At 57.7% G+C, this 19,703-nt stretch carries 12 protein-coding genes; 6 read left to right on the forward strand and 6 right to left on the reverse strand.

Annotated features, from left to right (window positions below; genetic code table 11):
• Window positions 1–3: 3 nt before the first annotated feature.
• On the reverse strand, window positions 4–2,199 hold the full coding sequence (locus AYT24_RS06985) for a RelA/SpoT family protein (protein WP_010933210.1): 2,196 nt from the start codon (window positions 2,197–2,199) through the stop codon (window positions 4–6).
• A 92-nt stretch (window positions 2,200–2,291) separates the two neighbouring features.
• On the reverse strand, window positions 2,292–4,346 hold the full coding sequence (gene uvrB / locus AYT24_RS06990; protein ID WP_010933211.1) for an excinuclease ABC subunit UvrB: 2,055 nt from the start codon (window positions 4,344–4,346) through the stop codon (window positions 2,292–2,294).
• A 308-nt stretch (window positions 4,347–4,654) separates the two neighbouring features.
• Between uvrB and AYT24_RS06995 the strand changes: the two genes are divergently transcribed.
• From AYT24_RS06995 to AYT24_RS07005, 3 genes are read left to right on the forward strand one after another with little or no spacing between them, the layout of a single operon-like run.
• The gene (locus AYT24_RS06995; protein WP_010933213.1) at window positions 4,655–7,522 is read left to right on the forward strand and encodes a M16 family metallopeptidase; all 2,868 of its coding nucleotides are present in this window, start codon (window positions 4,655–4,657) and stop codon (window positions 7,520–7,522) included.
• A 12-nt stretch (window positions 7,523–7,534) separates the two neighbouring features.
• The gene (gene lptG, locus AYT24_RS07000) at window positions 7,535–8,689 is read left to right on the forward strand and encodes an LPS export ABC transporter permease LptG (RefSeq protein ID WP_010933214.1); all 1,155 of its coding nucleotides are present in this window, start codon (window positions 7,535–7,537) and stop codon (window positions 8,687–8,689) included.
• A 5-nt stretch (window positions 8,690–8,694) separates the two neighbouring features.
• On the forward strand, window positions 8,695–9,492 hold the full coding sequence (locus tag AYT24_RS07005) for an SAM hydrolase/SAM-dependent halogenase family protein (RefSeq protein ID WP_010933215.1): 798 nt from the start codon (window positions 8,695–8,697) through the stop codon (window positions 9,490–9,492).
• Window positions 9,493–9,656: 164 nt separating this feature from the next.
• On the opposite strand, the gene AYT24_RS07010 is transcribed toward AYT24_RS07005, so the two are convergent.
• The 3 genes from AYT24_RS07010 to clpP form a co-directional block, all read right to left on the reverse strand.
• Window positions 9,657–10,556, reverse strand: a complete 900-nt coding sequence (locus AYT24_RS07010) for a sigma-70 family RNA polymerase sigma factor (protein ID WP_164927049.1) — start codon at window positions 10,554–10,556, stop codon at window positions 9,657–9,659.
• A 183-nt stretch (window positions 10,557–10,739) separates the two neighbouring features.
• Window positions 10,740–13,445, reverse strand: coding sequence for a valine--tRNA ligase (locus tag AYT24_RS07015; protein WP_010933216.1), 2,706 nt, complete (start codon window positions 13,443–13,445; stop codon window positions 10,740–10,742).
• 91 nt (window positions 13,446–13,536) lie between these two features.
• Window positions 13,537–14,214, reverse strand: coding sequence for an ATP-dependent Clp endopeptidase proteolytic subunit ClpP (gene clpP, locus AYT24_RS07020; protein WP_010933217.1), 678 nt, complete (start codon window positions 14,212–14,214; stop codon window positions 13,537–13,539).
• Between the two features lie 208 nt (window positions 14,215–14,422).
• Between clpP and thyX the strand changes: the two genes are divergently transcribed.
• A complete protein-coding gene (gene thyX, locus AYT24_RS07025) occupies window positions 14,423–15,082 on the forward strand; it encodes an FAD-dependent thymidylate synthase (RefSeq protein ID WP_010933218.1) in 660 nt (219 codons plus the stop codon).
• Window positions 15,083–15,155: 73 nt separating this feature from the next.
• On the opposite strand, the gene accD is transcribed toward thyX, so the two are convergent.
• Window positions 15,156–15,992, reverse strand: a complete 837-nt coding sequence (accD, locus tag AYT24_RS07030) for an acetyl-CoA carboxylase, carboxyltransferase subunit beta (protein WP_010933219.1) — start codon at window positions 15,990–15,992, stop codon at window positions 15,156–15,158.
• Between the two features lie 274 nt (window positions 15,993–16,266).
• On the opposite strand from accD, the gene AYT24_RS07035 reads away from it, so the two are divergent.
• Together AYT24_RS07035 and surE are read left to right on the forward strand one after the other, a co-directional pair.
• Window positions 16,267–18,879: a BamA/TamA family outer membrane protein gene (locus AYT24_RS07035; RefSeq protein ID WP_010933220.1), complete on the forward strand. Its 2,613-nt coding sequence runs from the start codon at window positions 16,267–16,269 to the stop codon at window positions 18,877–18,879.
• 29 nt (window positions 18,880–18,908) lie between these two features.
• Window positions 18,909–19,700, forward strand: coding sequence for a 5'/3'-nucleotidase SurE (surE, locus tag AYT24_RS07040; RefSeq protein ID WP_010933221.1), 792 nt, complete (start codon window positions 18,909–18,911; stop codon window positions 19,698–19,700).
• Window positions 19,701–19,703 lie beyond the last annotated feature (3 nt).

Here is a 19,703-nt window from a genome sequence, read left to right on the forward strand (position 1 = left end):
CTATCAGTTCGACAACCGCTCCACGGTAAACACCCCCTGCACCTTCCGCAGCTTGTCCATCAACGTCGTCAGTTTGTCGGTGTTTTTGACAAAGATCATCAGATTGCAGGTGAAAATGCCATCTTTGGCGTTCAGGACAATGGTTCGGATGTTCGTGTCAAATTTCGAGATGACGCCGGTGATCTGGTTGGTCATGCCGATCTTGTCTTCGCCGACGATGCGAATGCCTGCCAGAAAATCGGTGTCAACCTTGCGGTTCCACGCAACCGAGACGATGCGCTCGCTTTTGACGGAGTTCTCGTTGGTGACGTTGACACAGTTCTTGCGGTGAATCTTCACCGTGCCTCCGGTGGTCACAAAGCCGATGATGTCGTCGCCCGGCACCGGATTGCAGCATTTGGCGTAGGAGTAGGAAATGTTGTTCAGTCCAGCGATGGTTACCTCATCCTTCTGGTACCCAAGACGCTCCTGCACCTCGCGAGCGATCTCGGCGAAATCCTTGTGGGGCGCCCTGGCCTGTACGGTGCTCTCGTGAGTCTCGGCGGGTCTGTGCGGGTGGCTGATCCGCTCCAGCACCTCTTCGCTGCTGATCTGCTGTTTGGCGAGTGCGTTGAACAGATCGGCAGGGGTCTTGATGCCATGCTGACGGATGGCACGAATGGCGTCATTTTCGGTGAAAAGCTTCTTGCTGCCAGAGAGCATCTTTTCCCAGATGCTGCGCCCCTTTTCAATCTCCTGGCGGCGCTCCTCGTTGATGGCCGCCCTGATCTTGAGTTTGGCGCGGTGCGTCACCACGATCTTCAGCCAGTCCGCCTTCGGCCTCTGACTCTTCGAGGTGATCACCTCGACGCGATCGCCCGACCTCAGCTCGGTATTCAGCCGCACGATTTTGCCATTGACCTTCGCGCCAATGCAGCCATTGCCAATTTCGGAGTGGATGGCATAGGCGAAATCGATCGGCGTGGCTCCTGCGGGCAGCACTTTCATATCGCCCTTCGGGGTGAAGACGTAAATCTCGTCATGGTAAAGGTTGAGTTTAAACCCCTCCATGAAGGCCGTAGCCGAATCGGCATCTTTGATCAGCTCCCTCGCCCACTTGAGAAATGAATCGAGCGCCGCATCGTCCTTGGAAATCTTCTCCTTGTAGCGCCAGTGAGCCGCGACACCGAGTTCGGCAAATTCGTGCATCCGGCGTGTTCTGATCTGCAACTCGACGACATGCCCTTTTGGACCGATAATCGCCGAGTGGAGCGACTGGTAGCCATTATGCTTCGGAATCGAGATGTAATCCTTGAAGTGCTGCGGAATGGGCGGAAACTGCTGCGTGATGTAGCCGTACACAGCGAAGCAGTCCGAAATCTTCTCCGTATCGATGATGACGCGAATGCCGTACAGATCGTGGATGTCGTCAAACTTCTTGTTCTTCATCCGCATCTTGTTGTAAATCGAATAGAGATGCTTGGCGCGCCCCTGCAATTCGACGGTAAACCCCTGCTTTTCAAGATCATCCTTGATCGGAGCGATCATCTTGTTGAGATAGGCGACGCGCTCGTTGCGGCTCAGGCGCACTTTCTTGAGCAGGTAGTCGTACATCTCGGGATCGATGTACTTGAGAGCAAGGTTCTCCAGATCGACCTTCATTTTACCGAGACCGAAACGGTGAGCGAGCGGCGCATAGATATCGCGCGTTTCGAGCGCCATGCGCAGGCGGCGATGCTCCGGCAGGGAGTCGAGGGTGCGCATGTTGTGCAGGCGGTCGCAGAATTTGATCAGGATGACGCGAATATCCTTGACCATCGAGAGCAGCATCTTGCGGAACCCTTCGGCCTCGGTGGTTTCGCGGTTGACCATGATTTCGGAAATCTTGGTCAGCCCCTCCACGATGTCAGCCACTTCGGCACCCAGCTCGGCGGAAATATCCTCATAGGTGTAACCGCTATCCTCGATGACGTCATGCAGCAGCGCCGCCGCAACAGAGACGCCGTCAAGCGGCAGTTCGGTCACCAGCAGCTTGGCGACCTCGACCGGATGGTAGAAAAACGGCTCCCCGGATGCGCGTTTTTCACCCTCATGAGCCCGGTAGCACATGAAAAATGCACGCTGGATGAGCGACTCGTCGTAGTTCTTGAGGTTCGCCCGGCAAAGCCGCAATATTTCGTGCAGTTTGGAATAATGTTCCTGTTCTATCTGGGCCAGCATGGAGGTAAGCCTCTCCGTAATAAAGAGTTGTTATCGCCTGATTTTCTATACTATTATTATGATATGAAATCGAGGCTTCAGGTCAATACTTTTTACTCTGTCATCTGCTCGATTCGCTCTTGAAGCATCAGAATTTCGTCACGCAGGTAGGCCGCTTTTTCGTAATCGGTCTGTTCGGCAGCCTTCTGCATCTCAGCGTTCATCTCCGCCACCATCAGCATCACATCGCTGCGGCTCATGCTGTCGAGCACACCGCGCAGCTCGAGTTCAGGGCGCTTCTGCAATCCGAGACGCTTGCGGCGATAACGCTCTTCGGCGTCCGCCACGCTGGTGGTGTTGAGCACCTGATCGACCGACTTGATGATGGAACGCGGCTCGATGCCGTGCTTTTCGTTGTACTCCCGCTGGATGCGGCGGCGGCGCTCGGTTTCATCGAGCACCTCGCGCATCGAATCGGTGATCTTGTCGGCGTAAAAAAGCACCAGCCCCTCGACGTTTCGCGCCGCACGTCCGGCGATCTGCATGAGCGATGTTGCGTCACGCAAAAACCCCTCCTTGTCGGCGTCGAGAATCGCCACCAGCGCCACCTCCGGCAGGTCGAGCCCCTCACGCAGCAGGTTGACGCCGACCAGCACTTCGATGTCGCCTGCGCGTAGTTCGCGCAGAATCTGCATCCGTTCGAGGCTCTTGATTTCGGAGTGCAGATACTGCGAGCGCAGACCCAGCTTGCGAAAGTAGGCGTGCAGGTCTTCGGACATGCGCTTGGTCAGCGTCAGCACCAGCGACTTCTGCCCCTTGGCGATGCGCTCCCGGATTCGCGCCAGCAGGTGATCGATCTGGCCGGCAACGGGGTGCACCTCGATTTGCGGATCGAGCAGGCCTGTGGGGCGGATGAGCTGCTCGACCACCACGCCGCCGGAGCGCATCAGCTCGTGGGCGGAGGGGGTTGCCGAAACGCAGATCACCTGCGGCACCATCTCCTCGAACTCCTCAAAGCGCAGAGGACGGTTGTCGAGCGCCGAGGGCAGCCGGAAACCGTGCTCAACGAGCACCGTCTTGCGCGACCGGTCGCCGCCATACATGCCGCGAATCTGCGGCAGAGTAACGTGGGACTCATCGACCACAACGAGAAAGTCTTCCGGGAAGTAGTCAAGCAGGCACCACGGTCGCTCGCCCGGCTTGCGTCCGGCAATGTGGCGGGCGTAGTTCTCGATGCCGGAGCAGTAACCAAGCTCCTTCATCATTTCGAGATCGTAGCGCGTGCGCTCTTCAAGCCGCTGCGCCTCGACCAGCTTCTCTTCGGCGCGAAGGGCGTTCAGCCGCTCCGCCAGCTCGTTCTCGATGGCGAGCATCGCCACCTCCAGCTTTTCGCTGTCGGCCACGAACTGACGCGCCGGATAGATGAAGGCGTACTCATCGCGCCCGATGATCTCGCCGCTCTTGGGGTCGAAGGTGTGGATGGAGTCGATCTCGCTGCCGAAAAATTCGATGCGCAGCGCCAGCTCTTCGTGACCCGGCACCAGGTCGATCACGTCGCCGCGCACGCGGAAGCGCCCCGGCGAGAGATCGACGTCGTCACGGAAATAGTGCAGCGCCACCAGCCTTTGCAGAAACTCGTCGCGATCCAGCTCCATGCCCTGCCGCAGCTCGACGATCTGCGCCATCCAGTCCTCCGGTGAACCGAGACCGTAGATGCAGCTCACCGAGCTGACCACGATCACGTCGTTCCGCCCACTGAGCAACGCGCTGGTCGCCCGCAGCCGGAGCCGCTCGATTTCGTCGTTGATCTTGAGGTCCTTGGCAATGTACTTGTCCAACGACGGGATATACGCCTCTGGCTGGTAAAAATCGTAGTAGCTGATGAAGTATTCCACCGCGTTGTGCGGAAAGAACTGCTTCAGCTCGCCATAAAGCTGCGCAGCAAGGGTCTTGTTGTGGCTCAGCACGAGCGTCGGACGGTTGACCTGGGCGATGACGTTCGAGACCGTGAAGGTCTTGCCCGATCCGGTCACGCCGAGCAGCGTCTGCCATCGGTCGCCTCGCAGCACCCCATCGGTCAGCGCCTTGATGGCCGAGGGCTGATCCCCCGTCGGCCCGTACGGACTTTCAAGTTTGAACTCTCCTCCCCGATGCACAACATTCCGCATAGACAACTCTCGATGATAACGATGACAAATACCTCACAAAGAACTAATAACGCCTGCTTATAGTTCTTCAAGCCTCAGACACGATGTGTCAAGACCGGTTCGGCCGACGGTTTTTTCCCGTCACTTTGCCGGATTTTTCGTAATGTAGGGTTTTGTTTGAACCGGAATGAGCGGCTGGAACCATGATCGGGCTGATCTTTCTATGACCACGATGAAGAACTATGTCCAACGGCTCATTACTGAAATCAACGGGCAGAGTGCTCGCCTTCTGGCTGGCGCTGCTCCATCTCATATCCTGTAGATCAACCATGACAGAAACCAAGACGAACCAGAACGAAAGTTATCCATACACCACCGTCCCCGGCGACGCGCTTCAAACGCGGATTTACACGCTGAAAAACGGCCTCACGGTCTATATGAGTCCCTACCACGACGAGCCGCGAATCTACACCTCCATCGCCGTGCGGGCGGGCAGCAAGAACGACCCCGCCGAGACCACCGGCCTGGCGCACTACCTCGAACACATGCTCTTCAAGGGCACCGATTCGATCGGCTCGATCGACTACGCGAAAGAGCATACGGAGCTTGAAAAAATCATCGAGCTGTACGAACAGTACCGCGCCACGAGCGATCCGGAGCACCGCGCGGCGATCTACCGCGACATAGACAGCATCTCGAACGTGGCGGCGCAGTTCACCGTGCCGAACGAGTACGACAAACTGCTCAACTCCATCGGCGCGAAGGGCACCAACGCTTACACCTGGGTCGAGCAGACAGTCTACATCAACGATATTCCATCCAACGAACTCGACCGCTGGCTGACCATTGAGGCCGAGCGCTTCCGCAATCCGGTGATGCGCCTCTTCCACACCGAGCTGGAAACGGTCTACGAAGAGAAGAACATGACGATGGACAGCGACAGCCGCAAGCTCTGGGAGGAGCTGTTCAAGGGGCTGTTCACCAAGCACACCTACGGCACGCAGACCACCATCGGCAAGGCGGAGCACCTCAAGAAGCCGTCGATCAAGAACGTCATCGACTACTACCGCTCCTGGTACGTGCCGAACAACATGGCCCTCTGCATCGCGGGCGACTTCGATCCCGACGCGACGATCCGCCTGATCGACGAGAAGTTCTCGAAGCTCGAACCCAAGCCGGTGCCAGAGTTCCATCCGCCGGTCGAACCCGAGATCACCAGGCCGGTCGTCAAAACCGTCACCGGCCCGGAGGCGGAGGAGCTGGTGCTCGGCTTCCGCTTCGGCGGAGCAGATTCGGATGATGCCGACATGCTGACACTGATCGACAAGATTCTCTTCAACCAGACCGCAGGCCTGATCGACCTGAACCTCAACCAGCAGCAGAAGGTGCTCGAAGGCGGCTCGATGCTGGTACTGATGAAGGACTACTCGGTCCACATCCTCAGCGCCAAGCCGCGCGACGGCCAGAGCCTCGACGAGGTGAAGGCGCTCCTGCTCGAACAGCTCGATCTCGTCAAAAAAGGCGAGTTCCCCGACTGGCTGGTGACAGCGGTCATCAACGATCTCAAGCTCGAAGAGCTGAAAGCGTTCGAGTCGAACCGTGGCCGCTCGGAGGCATTCGTTGACACCTTCGTCTGGGGAATGGACTGGGCGCGGCAGGTCAACCGCTTCAAGCGGCTCGAAAAGATCACGAAGGCAGAGATCGTCGAGTTCGCGAAACAGCACTACGCTCAGAACTACGTCGCCGTCTACAAAAAACACGGCCAGCGCAAAAGCGAGGCCAAAATCCAGAAGCCGCCAATCACGCCGATCAAAGTCAATCGCGACCGCTCGTCGGTGTTCGCCAAAAACCTGCTCGCGAAAAAGAGCAGCAAGGTGCAACCCGTGTTCGTCGATTTCAAAAAGGACATCGGCTACTACGACATCACACCGGAGATCAGCCTCAACTATGTGCCGAACCGGGAGAACGAGCTGTATAGCCTCTACTTCATGTTCGACGCGGGATCGAACCTGAACCGCAAGATCGACACGGCGCTCGACTACCTGTCGTACCTCGGCACCTCACGCCTTTCGCCCGCGGAGTTCAGCCAGGAGCTGTATCGCCTCGGCGCACAGTTCACGGTGCAGACTTCAGATAATTACGTTTACCTCAAGCTCTCCGGCCTTAAGGAGAACTTCCCGCAGGCCATCTCTCTGCTCGACGAGCTGCTCCGTGACGCGCAGCCCGACGCTCCGGCGCTCGAAAAGCTCAAGGAGGGCATCCGCAAGGAGCGTGCTGACGAGAAGCTCTCAAAGCGTAAAATCCTCTTCGAGGCGATGGTCAATTACGGTAAATACGGCCCGAAGTCGCCCTTCACCAACGTCCTGAGTGACGAAGAGATCGACAAACTGACGCCTGAAGAGCTGCTTGGCGAAATCAAACACTTCATGAACTACCGCCACCGGGTGCTCTACTACGGCCCGGATTCGCCGGAAACGCTGATGACGGAATTGCGCACCATGCACCACTTTGGTCAGTCGTTCCAGCCGGTGCCCGTGACCGATCCATTCGAGGAACTCAAGACCGCGAAAAACCACGTCTATGTGGTCGATTACGACATGACCCAGGCCGAAATCATCATGCTCTCGCGAGGCGCGGTATACGACGCCTCGAAGGTGCCGCTCGTCACACTCTTCAACGAATACTACGGTGGCGGCATGTCGTCGGTGGTCTTCCAGGAGATGCGCGAGGCCAAGGCGCTTGCCTACTCAGTCTTTTCGGTCTACCGCCTGCCGAAGGAGAAGGATCGCCACAGCTACGTGTTCAGCTACATCGGCACGCAGGCAGACAAGCTGCCCGAGGCGCTCGACGGATTCAACGAGCTGATGCAGAAGCTGCCCGAATCGCCAGAGCTGTTCGCCTCGGCCAAGGCGGGTATCGACCAGAAGATCCGCACCGAGCGAATCACCAAGGGAGATGTACTCTTCGCCCTCGAAGAGGCGCGACGCCTCGGCCTCGACCACGACATCCGGCAGGATGTGTTCCGCGAAGTGCCCGGCATGAGTTTCAGCGACATCGAGCAGTTCCACGAAACGCGCTTCCGTAACAAGCCACAGATCATGCTGGTGCTCGGCAAGAAAGAGCAACTCGATCTGGAGACACTTCGCAAATATGGCGACATCAGCTTCCTGACGCTCAGGGAGATTTTCGGCTACTGAGGGGCAAACCCGATGAACGACGGCAAAGCGACACCGGGCGAGGCGGGCTGCCGGGAGAATCAACTCCTGAAGCTGCCTGGCTTCGGCAATTTCACGATCATCGATCGCTACATCGCCCGCCAGTTTCTGACGATCTTCCTGTTTGCCCTCGCGAGCTTCGCCGCGCTCTTTATCCTGATCAATCTGGTCGAAAATCTCGACCGGTTTTTGGACCGGCACATTTCGTTCGGCAGGATTCTCATCTACTACCTTAGCGGCCTGCCGGACACCTTCCTTTTGACATCGCCTCTCAGCGTGTTGCTCGCATCACTCTTCGTCACCGGCAAGCTCTCGATGCAGAGTGAGCTGCCTGCACTGAAATCGGCGGGCATGAGCCTGTCGCGCCTGATGAAACCGTTTCTTTTGGTGACGATGGCGATCGCGGCACTCAACACGATCAACTCTTGCTTCATCGCTCCGGCGATGTACGACTGGTCGAAAGGATTCGAAAAACGCTACCTGAAAAAACAACAGGATAACGGCGAAGAACCGCTGCACATCCGGGAATCGAACAACCGAATCCTGACCGTTGCCAAGATCGGTCCCGACAAGAAAAGCGCGACGACCGTCTCGCTCGAAACGTTCAACGGAAGCCAGATCGTCTCGCGTATCGACGCCGACTCGCTCCGGATCATCACCCGTCACAAGTACTGGATTTTCTACAACACGAAACAGCGCACCTTCTCGAAAGGCGCCGAAACCCTCGTGACCAGAGCGGGCGCGGACACCCTGAAGCTCTCGCTGGCACCCAATACGTTCAAGATGATCGACACCGACCCGGACGAAATGAACATCGTGCAGCACATCGATTTCATCTGGCAAAAAGCGCGCTCGGGACTGCCAGGACTCGAACGGGCGACGGTCAAGCTGCACACCAAGCTCGCCCTGCCGCTGGCCAGCATGATCATCGTGCTGATCGGCGTACCGCTCTCCTCGAAAAAAAAACGTAGCGGCCTGGCGGTGGAGATTTCCATCAGCCTGCTCATCGGGCTTCTCTATCTCGGTATGCTCAAAACAATCGGCAGCCTCGGCTACGACGGTCTGTTAAACCCGGTGCTCGCAGCGTGGCTGCCCGATATTCTCTTCATCATTGCCGGTACGTTTCTGTACCGCTCAGCCGACCACTGACGCCCATGTTCCAGCCGCCGCTCATAGCGTTCCTGACCGATTTCGGCCTCGAAGACGCCTTCGTCGGCGTCATGAAAGGGGTGATCGCCACAATCTGCCGCGAAGCGCAAGTCATTGACCTCACGCACGCCATCAGCGCCCAGAACGTCCGGCAGGCGGCCTTCCACCTCGACCGTTCCATTAGCTACTTTCCCGCTGAAACGATCTTCGTCTGCGTCGTCGATCCCGGCGTCGGCACCGCCCGCCGCGCCATCGGCGTCGAAGCCGGGCCATACCGCTTCATCGCGCCCGACAACGGTCTCCTCACGCCGGTCTTCGAACGCTGGGCGGACGCAAAATGCCACGAGCTGACGAACCCCGCCTACCAGCTCGCGAATCCGAGCGCCACTTTCCACGGCCGCGACCTCTTCTCCCCTGCCGCCGCCCACCTCGCCACCGGAGTACCTTTGAACGCCTTCGGTTCGGCGATTGACGTCGCGAACTGCACAAGAATCGAGCTATGGCAAAACAAACCGTGCGATAACGGCAAAGTCTGGACCGGAGAGGTGATTGCAACCGACCACTTCGGCAACCTCATCACCTCGTTTGAAGCATCAATGCTTTCGGATGGAGAGGACTGGACGGTCAAGGCAGGAAACGCCGAACCGCTGCCAATCCTCCGAACCTACGGCGAAGTCGAGCAGGGCAAACCACTCGCCTACATTGGCAGCAGCGGGATGATCGAGATTGCGATCCGGAACGGGAGCGCAAGTGCGGAGTTAAGGGTTGGCGGGGGAGATGAGGTGGAATTGCGTAAGGGTTAATCTGTAGGGACAGTTTGGGAAAAAGCGCCCACCATGCGTCCTTCCAATTCCCTCAACTATCCATTGTCAACTGTCAACTATCAATTCTTCACTTTACCCCATAAAACACCAAAGCCGGCGAAACAGCTGCCGGCTTTGATGAATCTTTATGTCTTCACTGAATCTCAGCTGCCAATGTACTCCTTGAGCACCTTGTTGTAGGCGGACTGGCGGAGACGGCGGATCGCTTTTTCCTTGATCTGGCGGACTCGCTCGCGAGTAAGCTTGAACTTTTCACCGATCTCTTCCAGGGTGAGCGGATTGTCCATGCCAATGCCGAAGTAGGAGCGGATGACGTCAGCCTCTCTCGGCGCGAGCACCGAAAGCGAACGCTCGACTTCGAGGCTGAGCGAGTCGCGGTTCAGGGTGTAATCCGGCATGTGGCCGTCGTTCTGCAACACGTCGAGCAGGCGGTTGTCGTCACCCTGCGCAAAGGGCGCATCGACCGAGACGTGGCGTCCGGCGATCTTGAGGGTATCGGCCACGTCCTGCGAGTCCATGTCGAGCAGGTCGGCCAGCTCCTTGGTGTTGGGGTCGCGCTCGTACTCCTGCTCCAGCTGGCTGTACGCCTTGCTGATCTTGTTCAGCGTGCCGACGCGGTTGAGTGGCAGGCGCACAATCCTCGACTGCTCGGCGAGCGCCTGGAGGATCGACTGGCGAATCCACCACACGGCGTAGGAGATAAACTTGAAACCTCGGGTTTCGTCGAAACGCTTGGCCGCCTTGATCAGGCCGAGGTTGCCCTCGTTGATGAGGTCGCCGAGAGTCAGCCCCTGGTTCTGATACTGCTTGGCCACCGAAACCACGAAGCGCAGGTTACCCTTGATCAGCTTGTCGAGCGCACGCTTGGCACGTTTGTACTCGACGGTATCAACCGGCATGTCGTAACCTTCCTTGATGGCCCTCGTGAGCTTCACCTCGTCTTCAGCGGTCAACAGATCGTACTTGCCAATCTCCTGAAGGTAACGATCAAGGGAGAGACTCTCCCTGTTTGTAATCTGTTTACTGATTTTCAATTGCCTCATGAATTAATCCTTGTTCGAACTTCCTGACACTATCACGGATAATGTCCTACTGTTACACCCTGCAAACCGGAGCATGTCAGCAACAGCACAGGATTCCGGACAGATGAAATCAAACTTGGAATATCTGAAAAAAATTCGGATTTTTTTACGCTTAAAAACTTAAAAAAAAATAATACTGAGCCATTACGAGAGAACTTCGAGGTTCCCTTGCAGCTTCAACACCATTGAGCGCGACTCTTCGAGTTTTTCTTTCTCCTTCGCCACCACATCGGCTGGAGCGTTTGACACAAACTTTTCGTTTGAAAGCTTTTTCTCCAACGATTCAATGTAGGCAGTGACCTTCGTGATCTCTTTCTCCAGACGTTGTTTTTCCTTTTCGAACGAAATCAACCCTTCCAGCTTGATAAAAAGTTCATTACCATCCACCACCGAAGCCGCCGAGTGAGCAGGCCTTTCAACGCTTTCGCCAAGCTCGACTTCGCATTTTGTCATGGCTGGAAAGATGGCCCGTCCGGTCTGAAGCGCAACAAGCGCGGCAGGCGACGAGGCCCTGATGACAGCCTGCGCGCGCAGGTCGTGCGGCACGTTGAAGGCCGAGCGGAGGCTGCGGATTTCCGACACCATATTGCGCACCAGGTCAAACGCAGCGGCATCTTCACCCCTCCACGACGCATCGGGCTGCGGCATTGCCTCGGTGGCGATAGTCTCTTCGGCGCTGCGCGGCGCGATAGCATGCCAGATTTCGTCGGTGATGAACGGCATCACCGGATGCAGCGCCTTAAGCACGCCTTCGAGCACGGAAACTGCGAGGCAGACCGCGTGGCGTCCGCGCTCCTCGGTGATGTCGCCCGTCAGCTCGCTCTTGAGCGCCTCGACGTACCAGTCGCAGTAGTCACCCCAGAAGAACTCGTGCACGATCTTCACCATGTCGTTCACCTTGAAGTTCGCCATCGCCTGGTGGTACCGTTCGAGCATCGCATTGTAGCGGGACATGAGCCAACGTCCAGCAGATGACATCAGCTCGCGTTGAGGCGTGAAGTTCGCGAACGCTTCGACGAACTCCTCTCGGGTGGCGAAGAGCTTTTCGCGCTGCATGAAGACGAAGCGCGAGGCGTTCCAGATTTTGGTGGCGAAGTTGCGGCCAAGCTCGCACTTCTCCTCGCCGAAGAGCACATCCTGGCCGAGCGGCGCGATATAGACGATGGTGAAGCGCAGGGCGTCGGTGCCGTAGGTGTCGATCACCTTGAGCGGGTCGGGCGAGTTGCCGAGCGATTTGGAGAGCTTGCGCCCTTTCATGTCGCGGATGATGCTGGTAAAATAGACGTCGCGGAACGGGACGTCGCCCTTGAAGTGCAGCCCGGCCATAATCATGCGGGCAACCCAGAAGAAGATGATGTCCGGGCCGGTCACCAAGGTGTCGGTCGGGTAGAAAGCCCGGAGATCATCATTGTCGCTGTGCGGGCCTGTCCAGCCGAGCGTGGTCAGCGGCCAAAGCCACGACGAGAACCAGGTGTCGAGCACATCCTCGTCCTGCGAAAGCTTGTCGGTGCCCGCCAGGTGGCACGCCTCTTCGTAGGACGACGCGACCCAGACGTTGCCCTTGTCGTCGTACCAGGCCGGAATACGGTGGCCCCACCAGAGCTGGCGCGAAATGCACCAGTCCTGGATGTTCTCCATCCAGTGGCGGTAGGTGTTGATCCAGTGCTCCGGGTGGAAGCGGATTTCACCGTCGTTGACCACCTTCAGCGCCGGTTCGGCGAGCGGCTGCATTTTGACAAACCACTGCTCGGAGAGGTACGGCTCGACCACCACGTCAGCGCGCTCGGAGTAGCCCACGTTGTGCTCGTACTCCTCCAATTTGACCAGATAACCCAGCTCCGCCAGATCAGCGACGATCTTGTCTCGCGCATCGAAGCGATCCATGCCTGCGTAGCCGCACTCGTCGGTCATGCGGGCGTCCTTGCCAATCACCGAGAAGACCGGAAGGTTGTGGCGTTTAGCCACCTCGTAATCGTTCGGGTCGTGCGCCGGCGTGATCTTCAGCGCGCCGGTACCGAACTCGATATCGACGTAATCATCGGCGATGACTGGCACGTGGCGTCCGGCAATCGGCACGATGACCAGCTCGCCGATCAGGTCGGCATAGCGCTCGTCGTTCGGATTAACCGCGATGGCCACGTCAGCCAGAATCGTCTCCGGACGCACCGTGGCAATGGTAATCGAGCGCGTCGGATCTTTGGCGAGCGGGTAGCTGATATAGACCAGCTTGTCACGCCGCGACTTCATGATGACCTCTTCGTCCGACAGCGCCGTCTGCGAAACCGGGCACCAGTTGATGATGCGGCGGCCACGGTAGATCAGCCCCTCGCGGTAGAGTGCGACGAAGGTGTTGATAACCGCCTCCGAGGCGCGCTCGTCCATAGTAAAGAGGTTGCGCCGCCAGTCGCAGGAGATTCCAAGCTTACGGAGCTGGCGCAGAATCAGGCCGCCGTACTCCTCGCGCCACTCCCACACCTTGTCGAGAAAGTCGCGGCGTCCGAGATCGTGACGCGTCACCCCCTCCTTGCGCAGCTTCTTCTCCACCACCGTCTGTGTTGCGATGCCTGCATGATCGGTGCCGGGCAGCCACAGCGCCTCCTTGCCCATCATGCGGGCGTAGCGGATGAAGATGTCCTGAAGCGTGTGGTTCAGCACGTGGCCCAGCGTCAAGCTGCCAGTCACATTCGGCGGCGGCATCAGCACCGTGTAGGGCGTTGCGCCCTCTTTGAGCACTCGCGAGTGTTCGGCATGGAACGTGCCGATCGCCTCCCAGTGCGCGCTTCGCCAGCGCTCTTCAACTTCGTGGTGGTTATAGGTTTTCTCGAGATTCTGCGCAGAATGGTCACTCATGAGTCTGATTCAAAGCAAGGTTGAAAATTACAGACGCCCCCCTGTGAGGAGGCGTCTGAAAATCGTTATTTCCCGATCTGCCCGGCCTGCGTCACTCCTCACTTTTAGGAGCCGGACGTTTCTCGAAAATCTGGTCGATCAAGCCGTACTCCTTCGCCTCTACGGCGCTCATCCAGCGGTCACGCTCGGAATCTTCGCGGATTCTCGATACCTCCTGACCGGTATGCTTTGCAAGCAGATCTTCGAGCAGGTGGCGGATCTTTTCTATCTCGCGGGCCTGAATGAGGATGTCGGTCTCCTGGCCCTGTGCGCCGCCCGAAGGCTGGTGGATCATGATGCGCGAGTGCGGAAGCGAAGCCCGCTTGCCCGAGGTGCCGCTGGCGAGCAGGAACGCGCCCATGCTGGCTGCCATGCCGACGCACACCGTCGAAATATCCGGGCGGATGTACTGCATCGTATCGTAGATGCCGAGCCCTGCCGAAACGCTGCCGCCGGGTGAGTTGATGTAGATGTAGATGTCGCGCTCCGGGTCTTCCGATTCGAGGAAGATGAGCTGCGCAATGATCAGACCGGCCACATGCTCGTCGATGGGAGAGCCGAGAAAAATGATGCGCTCCCTGAGCAGACGGGAAAAGATATCGAACGCACGCTCGCCGCGTCCCGAGGTCTCGATGACCATCGGCACGAGCTGGCTGTTGATGCTGTTTTCAATCGCTCCGGAGTAGAGTTTTTTTGCGTGATGGTCGAAACCGAAATTGATATTTGCCATGTGCCTGAACTTTTTTGTTGTTGCCCGGCGAAATATACGCTCAAATTCCGCAGAGTGGTGCAATAAACACCTAAAATACAGAGACGGAACAAGATTTCAAGAAATCCGGTTCCGCTTTCCATAAATTATCATGATAGCGCCTCCATCGCCGCTCCGCCTTTTGGTATATTGAACGCTTCATACCACCATTCAAGACCGTCAGATAACCATGCAGGTACGCCTCATCTCCGTCACCAACCCGCTCATCGAAATCGACAACCGCCAGCTCACGCCGGAAGGACTCATGGCCTACTGCGCTCGCGTATCGAGCCCGCACCAGGAAACACCGGATTATGAAAAGCTGCTCTCGTACTGCATCCAGAACAAGCACTGGAGCGTCTTCGAGATGGTTGACATGACGGTGGAAATCACCACCTCCCGCGCCATCTCCCCGCAGATTCTGCGCCATCGCAGCTTCTGTTTCCAGGAATTTTCACAGCGCTACGCCAAGGCGCAGACAACTGAAAAGTACAAGCCAAGGCGTCAGGATGTAAAAAACAGGCAGAACTCACTGGATGATCTCGACGAAGCGACCGTAAAGTGGTTTGACGAGGCGCAGGAGAAAATCGCGCAGCTCGCCTTCGAGAGCTATGAAGAGGCGCTGGAGAAAGGTATCGCCAAGGAGTGCGCCCGCGTCCTGCTCCCGCTCGCCACCCAGACCCGGCTCTACATGAAAGGCTCGATCAGAAGCTGGATCCACTACCTCGAAGTCCGCACCGACCCCGCTACCCAGAAAGAGCACCGCGACATTGCCAAAGCTGTGCAGGCAATTTTTGTGGAGCAGTTCCCGGTGACAAGCAAAGCGCTAGGGTGGAAGTACGGATGTTGAATGAAAAAAGGGAAAAGAAATTCTTTTCCCTTTTTCCCTCCAATTCGACCTGGAAAGTATCTCTGTTTTCCCCTTACTTCATATGCCCAAGCAGCTTGATGAGCTGCGCGCGCAAATCCTTGCGGTGAACGATAGTGTCAACGAAACCGTGCTTCTGCAGAAACTCGGCTCGCTGGAAGCCTTCGGGGAGATCGCGTTTGATGGTATCGCGGATGACGCGCGGCCCGGCAAAGCCAATAAGCGCTTTCGGCTCGCTGATGTTCAGGTCTCCGAGCATGGCGAAAGAAGCGCTGATGCCGCCCATCGTCGGATCGGTCATGAGCGAGATGAACGGAATACCGCGCTCGCCGAGGCGCGTCAGCCGCGCCGAGGTCTTGGCCATCTGCATAAGACTAAAGGCCCCCTCCATCATGCGCGCGCCGCCAGACTGCGAAATCACGATGAGCGGCGCGTTCAGCTCCACGCTCTTGTCGGCGGCGCGGGCGATCTTCTCACCGACCACTGAACCCATTGAGCCGCCGATGAAGCCGAAATCCATGCCCGAAATAACCGCGTCGGAGCCACCGAGCTTGCCGGTAGCGTTCCGGCATGCCTCGCTTTTGCCCGATTTCTGCATCGTGGAGCGAACGCGCTCAGGGTAAGGCTTGGTATCGACGAACTTGAGCGGATCGGCAGCCCTGAGCTGCGCGTCGAACTCCTCCCACTTCCCGTCATCGAACAGAAAGGAAAAATAAAGGTCTGGCGATATGCGGAAATGAAAACCGCAATGCGGACAGGTATAGAGGTGATCTTCAAGCTGTTTCTTGTGCAGCGCAGCGCCGCACGAATCGCATTTCGACCACAGCCCTTCCGGAGTATCTCGCTTGTCCTTTGTTCGTATCGAAGGAATCGCCCGTTTGAACCAGACCATTTTTATTATTATCTCTAAAGATTTTACATTGAAATTCAAGATATAAACTCGACACGATTTCCCAAAAAACAGGCTGTGCCCGGAGTCCCTTGTGAACCGCAAACGACAGCAGCTTCTGCATCTCTCATTTTTACGAACGGTTATACAGCTGGCTCTCCTGCTCCTGATTGCCGTTGTCGCCATGCTGCCGCTGCCTGAAGCGCGGGCTGCCGTGATCATCGTCTGGCCCGACACGCTCGCGACACCAAATCACCGTTACGAAATTCTTCCAGCCATGCGTCCGCTGCGCAAAACCGTCGGGCTGGCCCTGTCGGGAGGCGGAGCGAACAGCATCGCCCAGATCGGCGTGCTCAAGGCGCTGGAGGAGGAGAATGTGCCCATCGACTTCATCGCCGGAACCAGCATGGGCGCGCTGATCGGCGGGTTGTACAGCTCGGGCTACAGCGCGTCGGAACTTGAATCGCTGGCCCACTCTCTCCCTTGGCAGAAGCTGGTTTCCCTCGATAACGAAGCGCCCAGAACCAACACCTATCTTGAGCAGAAAAGCATCCGGGACCGGGCTTCCATCGCCATCCGGTTCGAAAAATTCAAGCTGGTCGTGCCAAAATCGTTGAGCGCGTCTCAAACGCTCACCCGAACCATCGACCTGCTTATACTGAACGCCCCCTATCACACCGCTCACTCGTTTTCCGACCTGCCTGTCGGGTTCCGGGCGGTCTCTACCGACCTGTTGTCGGGCCAACGGGTGACGCTCACCTCGGGACCGCTCTCTGAGGCGATGCGCGCCAGCAGCACCATTCCGATCCTCAATCTGCCAATCAAACGGAACGGCCAGAAGCTGGCCGACGGAGGGCTGGTGGCCAACCTCCCCGTCGATGAGCTGGATCATTTCGATGCAGGCTACAAGGTGGCCGTGGACACGCATGGCAGAATGTACACCGACAGCAGCGACATCGACGTGCCGTGGAAAGCCGCCGACCAGGCGATGACCATTCTGACGCAGATCCAGTACCCGCAGCAGCTCGAAAAGGCCGATATGGTCATCACCCCCGACATCAGCAACCACAAGGCGACCGACTTTTCAGACATTCGCGAGTTGATCGCCGCCGGGTACGCCAAGGGCCGCCTGCTCGCTCCGATCATCAAGCGGAACATCCAGCTCGCCCCGCGACACGACATCGACATTGCCGGATTCAGCAAAAGCATCGAGGGCATTCCGAACTCCGCCGGGTACATCGAGCAGGCACGGACGGCAAGGGCCATCGTGCGCAGCGACAACCGCATCAGGAAAATTCTCGACGAGCTGCTCCAGACCGGCCTGTTCACGCGCGTGCACGCCCGCCTCGACCGCCGGTCGAGAAGCGTGACGTTTGTGCTCGAACCGTTGCCGAGAATCGAAAAAATCGAGGTGACGGGCGGCCCAGCCAACGCCATTCCGGAAAAGGAGATAAGCGACACATTCCTGCCGATAACCGGCAAGCTCTACACCAGCGAGATCGCGACCGGCTCGCTTGAAAAGCTGATCCGGCTCTACCGCGATAAAGGGTACAGCCTCGTAGGCATCGAAAGGGCCTCAGTCTCCGGCGAGACGCTCACGATCCGGCTCACATCGGGCAGAATTGAAAACGTGAAAATCGAGCAAGACAGAAAGCTCACCAAACCGCTGACCGTTCGCCGGGAGCTGGCCGTTGACACCACAAAGGCGTTCCGCTACGCCGAAGCTGAAAAAACGATCAGCAACCTTTACGGCACGGGCGTGTTCAACCGGGTCTCGCTGAGCACCGAAAATCCGGACGAGCAAAGCGACAACCCAAACAGCACCCTGCGGATCAAGCTCGACGAGAAGCTGCCGACCGTGCTGCGCATCGGCGTGCGCTACGATGAAACCTCGAACGCGCAGCTCCTGCTCGATTTCCGCAACGAGAACCTTTACGGCACCGGAAACTCTGCCGGAGTGTGGGCCAAAATCGGGCAGAAGAACAATCGCTTCAACCTCGAATTCAGTATGCCGCGCATCGGAAGCACGCCTCTGACGATGTTCACCAGAGCGTTTTTCGACCAGCGCGACTTCGAAACACGCCAGCTGGCGCTCATCGGGCAATCAGGCTTGCAGGCCACCGGAGAGCCGCGCTCGCTCGGCATCCAGCGTTACGGCATCACGACCTCGTTCGGCACCCGAATCGGGAAAAACGGCCGTCTGACGGCGGACTTTACCGTGCAAAACGCTCAGTCCTATATCAGGGACAACATCGATGAGCCATTCGCCACCGGAAACGTCAACCTGGCCTCCATCGGTGGTCAGTTCACCTTCGACAATCGTGACAGCTCGTTCCTACCTTCGGGCGGACGATATACAAATATCCGGTACACATCGACCTCCGCTCTCCTCAACAATGCGGACAGCTTCTGGCAATTCTCGGCATTGCATGAGGAGAACTTCTCGATCAGTTCAGCCACCACGCTCCAGCTGACGGCCCTTGCCGGAACCAGCAGCGAGGAGGTTCCGCTTTCGGAGAAGTTCTTCCTCGGCGGAACGGGAAACGCCTACAGCTACCGCTTTATTGGATTGAAGGACAGCGACCTGATCGGCAACAACATCGCCGTTGCCGGGGCCATGCTCCGCTACAAAGTCCCGATGCAACTTCTTTTTCCGACCTCTTTGACCCTGTCGTATAACATCGGCAATGTGTGGGAGAAGCGCAAGCAGATGTCGATCAGCAAGCTGATCCAGGGAGTAGGTGCCGGGCTGGTCTGGGATACGCCAATCGGCCCGGCGCAGTTCACCGTCGCCAAGCCGTTCGCATTTGAACGCGACGACGTCAATGATTCAGCCAGGATCGACTTTACCGATACCGTGTTTTACTTCAGCCTCGGCCATGACTTCTGAGAACATCTGAAACCATACATCGACATCTTTTGACGACAAAACCGCAGAAACCGCACATTCTTGTCTGTAATGACGACGGTATCGAAGGCCTTGGCCTGCACGCGCTGGCTGCCTCGATGAAAAAGCTCGGCTCCGTGACGGTGGTCGCACCCGCCGAACCTCAAAGCGGCAAAAGCCACGGCATGACCCTTGGCGAACCGCTACGCATCAGGAGGTACCAGAAAAACAACCGTTTTTTTGGCTATACCGTCTCCGGCACGCCCGTAGACTGCATCAAGGTGGCGCTGAGCCACATCCTCGACGCGAAACCTGACCTCATCGTTTCGGGCATCAACTATGGCAGCAACACCGCCATGAACAGCCTCTATTCCGGAACGGTTGCCGCCGCCCGCGAGGGCGCGATCCAGAATGTGCCATCACTTGCCTTTTCGCTGACCACCTACGAAAACGCCGACTTCACCTACGCAGCCAAATTCGCCCGGCAACTGGCTCGCGAGGTACTCCGGCGCGGAATGCCACCCGACACCATCCTGTCGGCCAACATTCCCAACGTGCCCGAAAAAGAGATTCGCGGCATCCTGTTCACGCGGCAGGGGCGATCGCGATGGGAGGAGTCAACCATCGAGCGGCACGACATGTACGGCAACCCCTACTACTGGCTCGCCGGCTCGCTCCAGTTGCACGACAATGATCTCGCGGAGGACGAATACGCTGTGCGGCACAACTATGTGGCTGTCACACCCATCACCTGTGACATGACCGATCATCGCTTCAGAAGCGAACTCGAAACCTGGGGCCTCCAGAACACCATCAAGAAGTAAGCG

This window comes from Chlorobaculum tepidum TLS (genome assembly GCF_000006985.1).
GTDB lineage: Bacteria > Bacteroidota > Chlorobiia > Chlorobiales > Chlorobiaceae > Chlorobaculum > Chlorobaculum tepidum.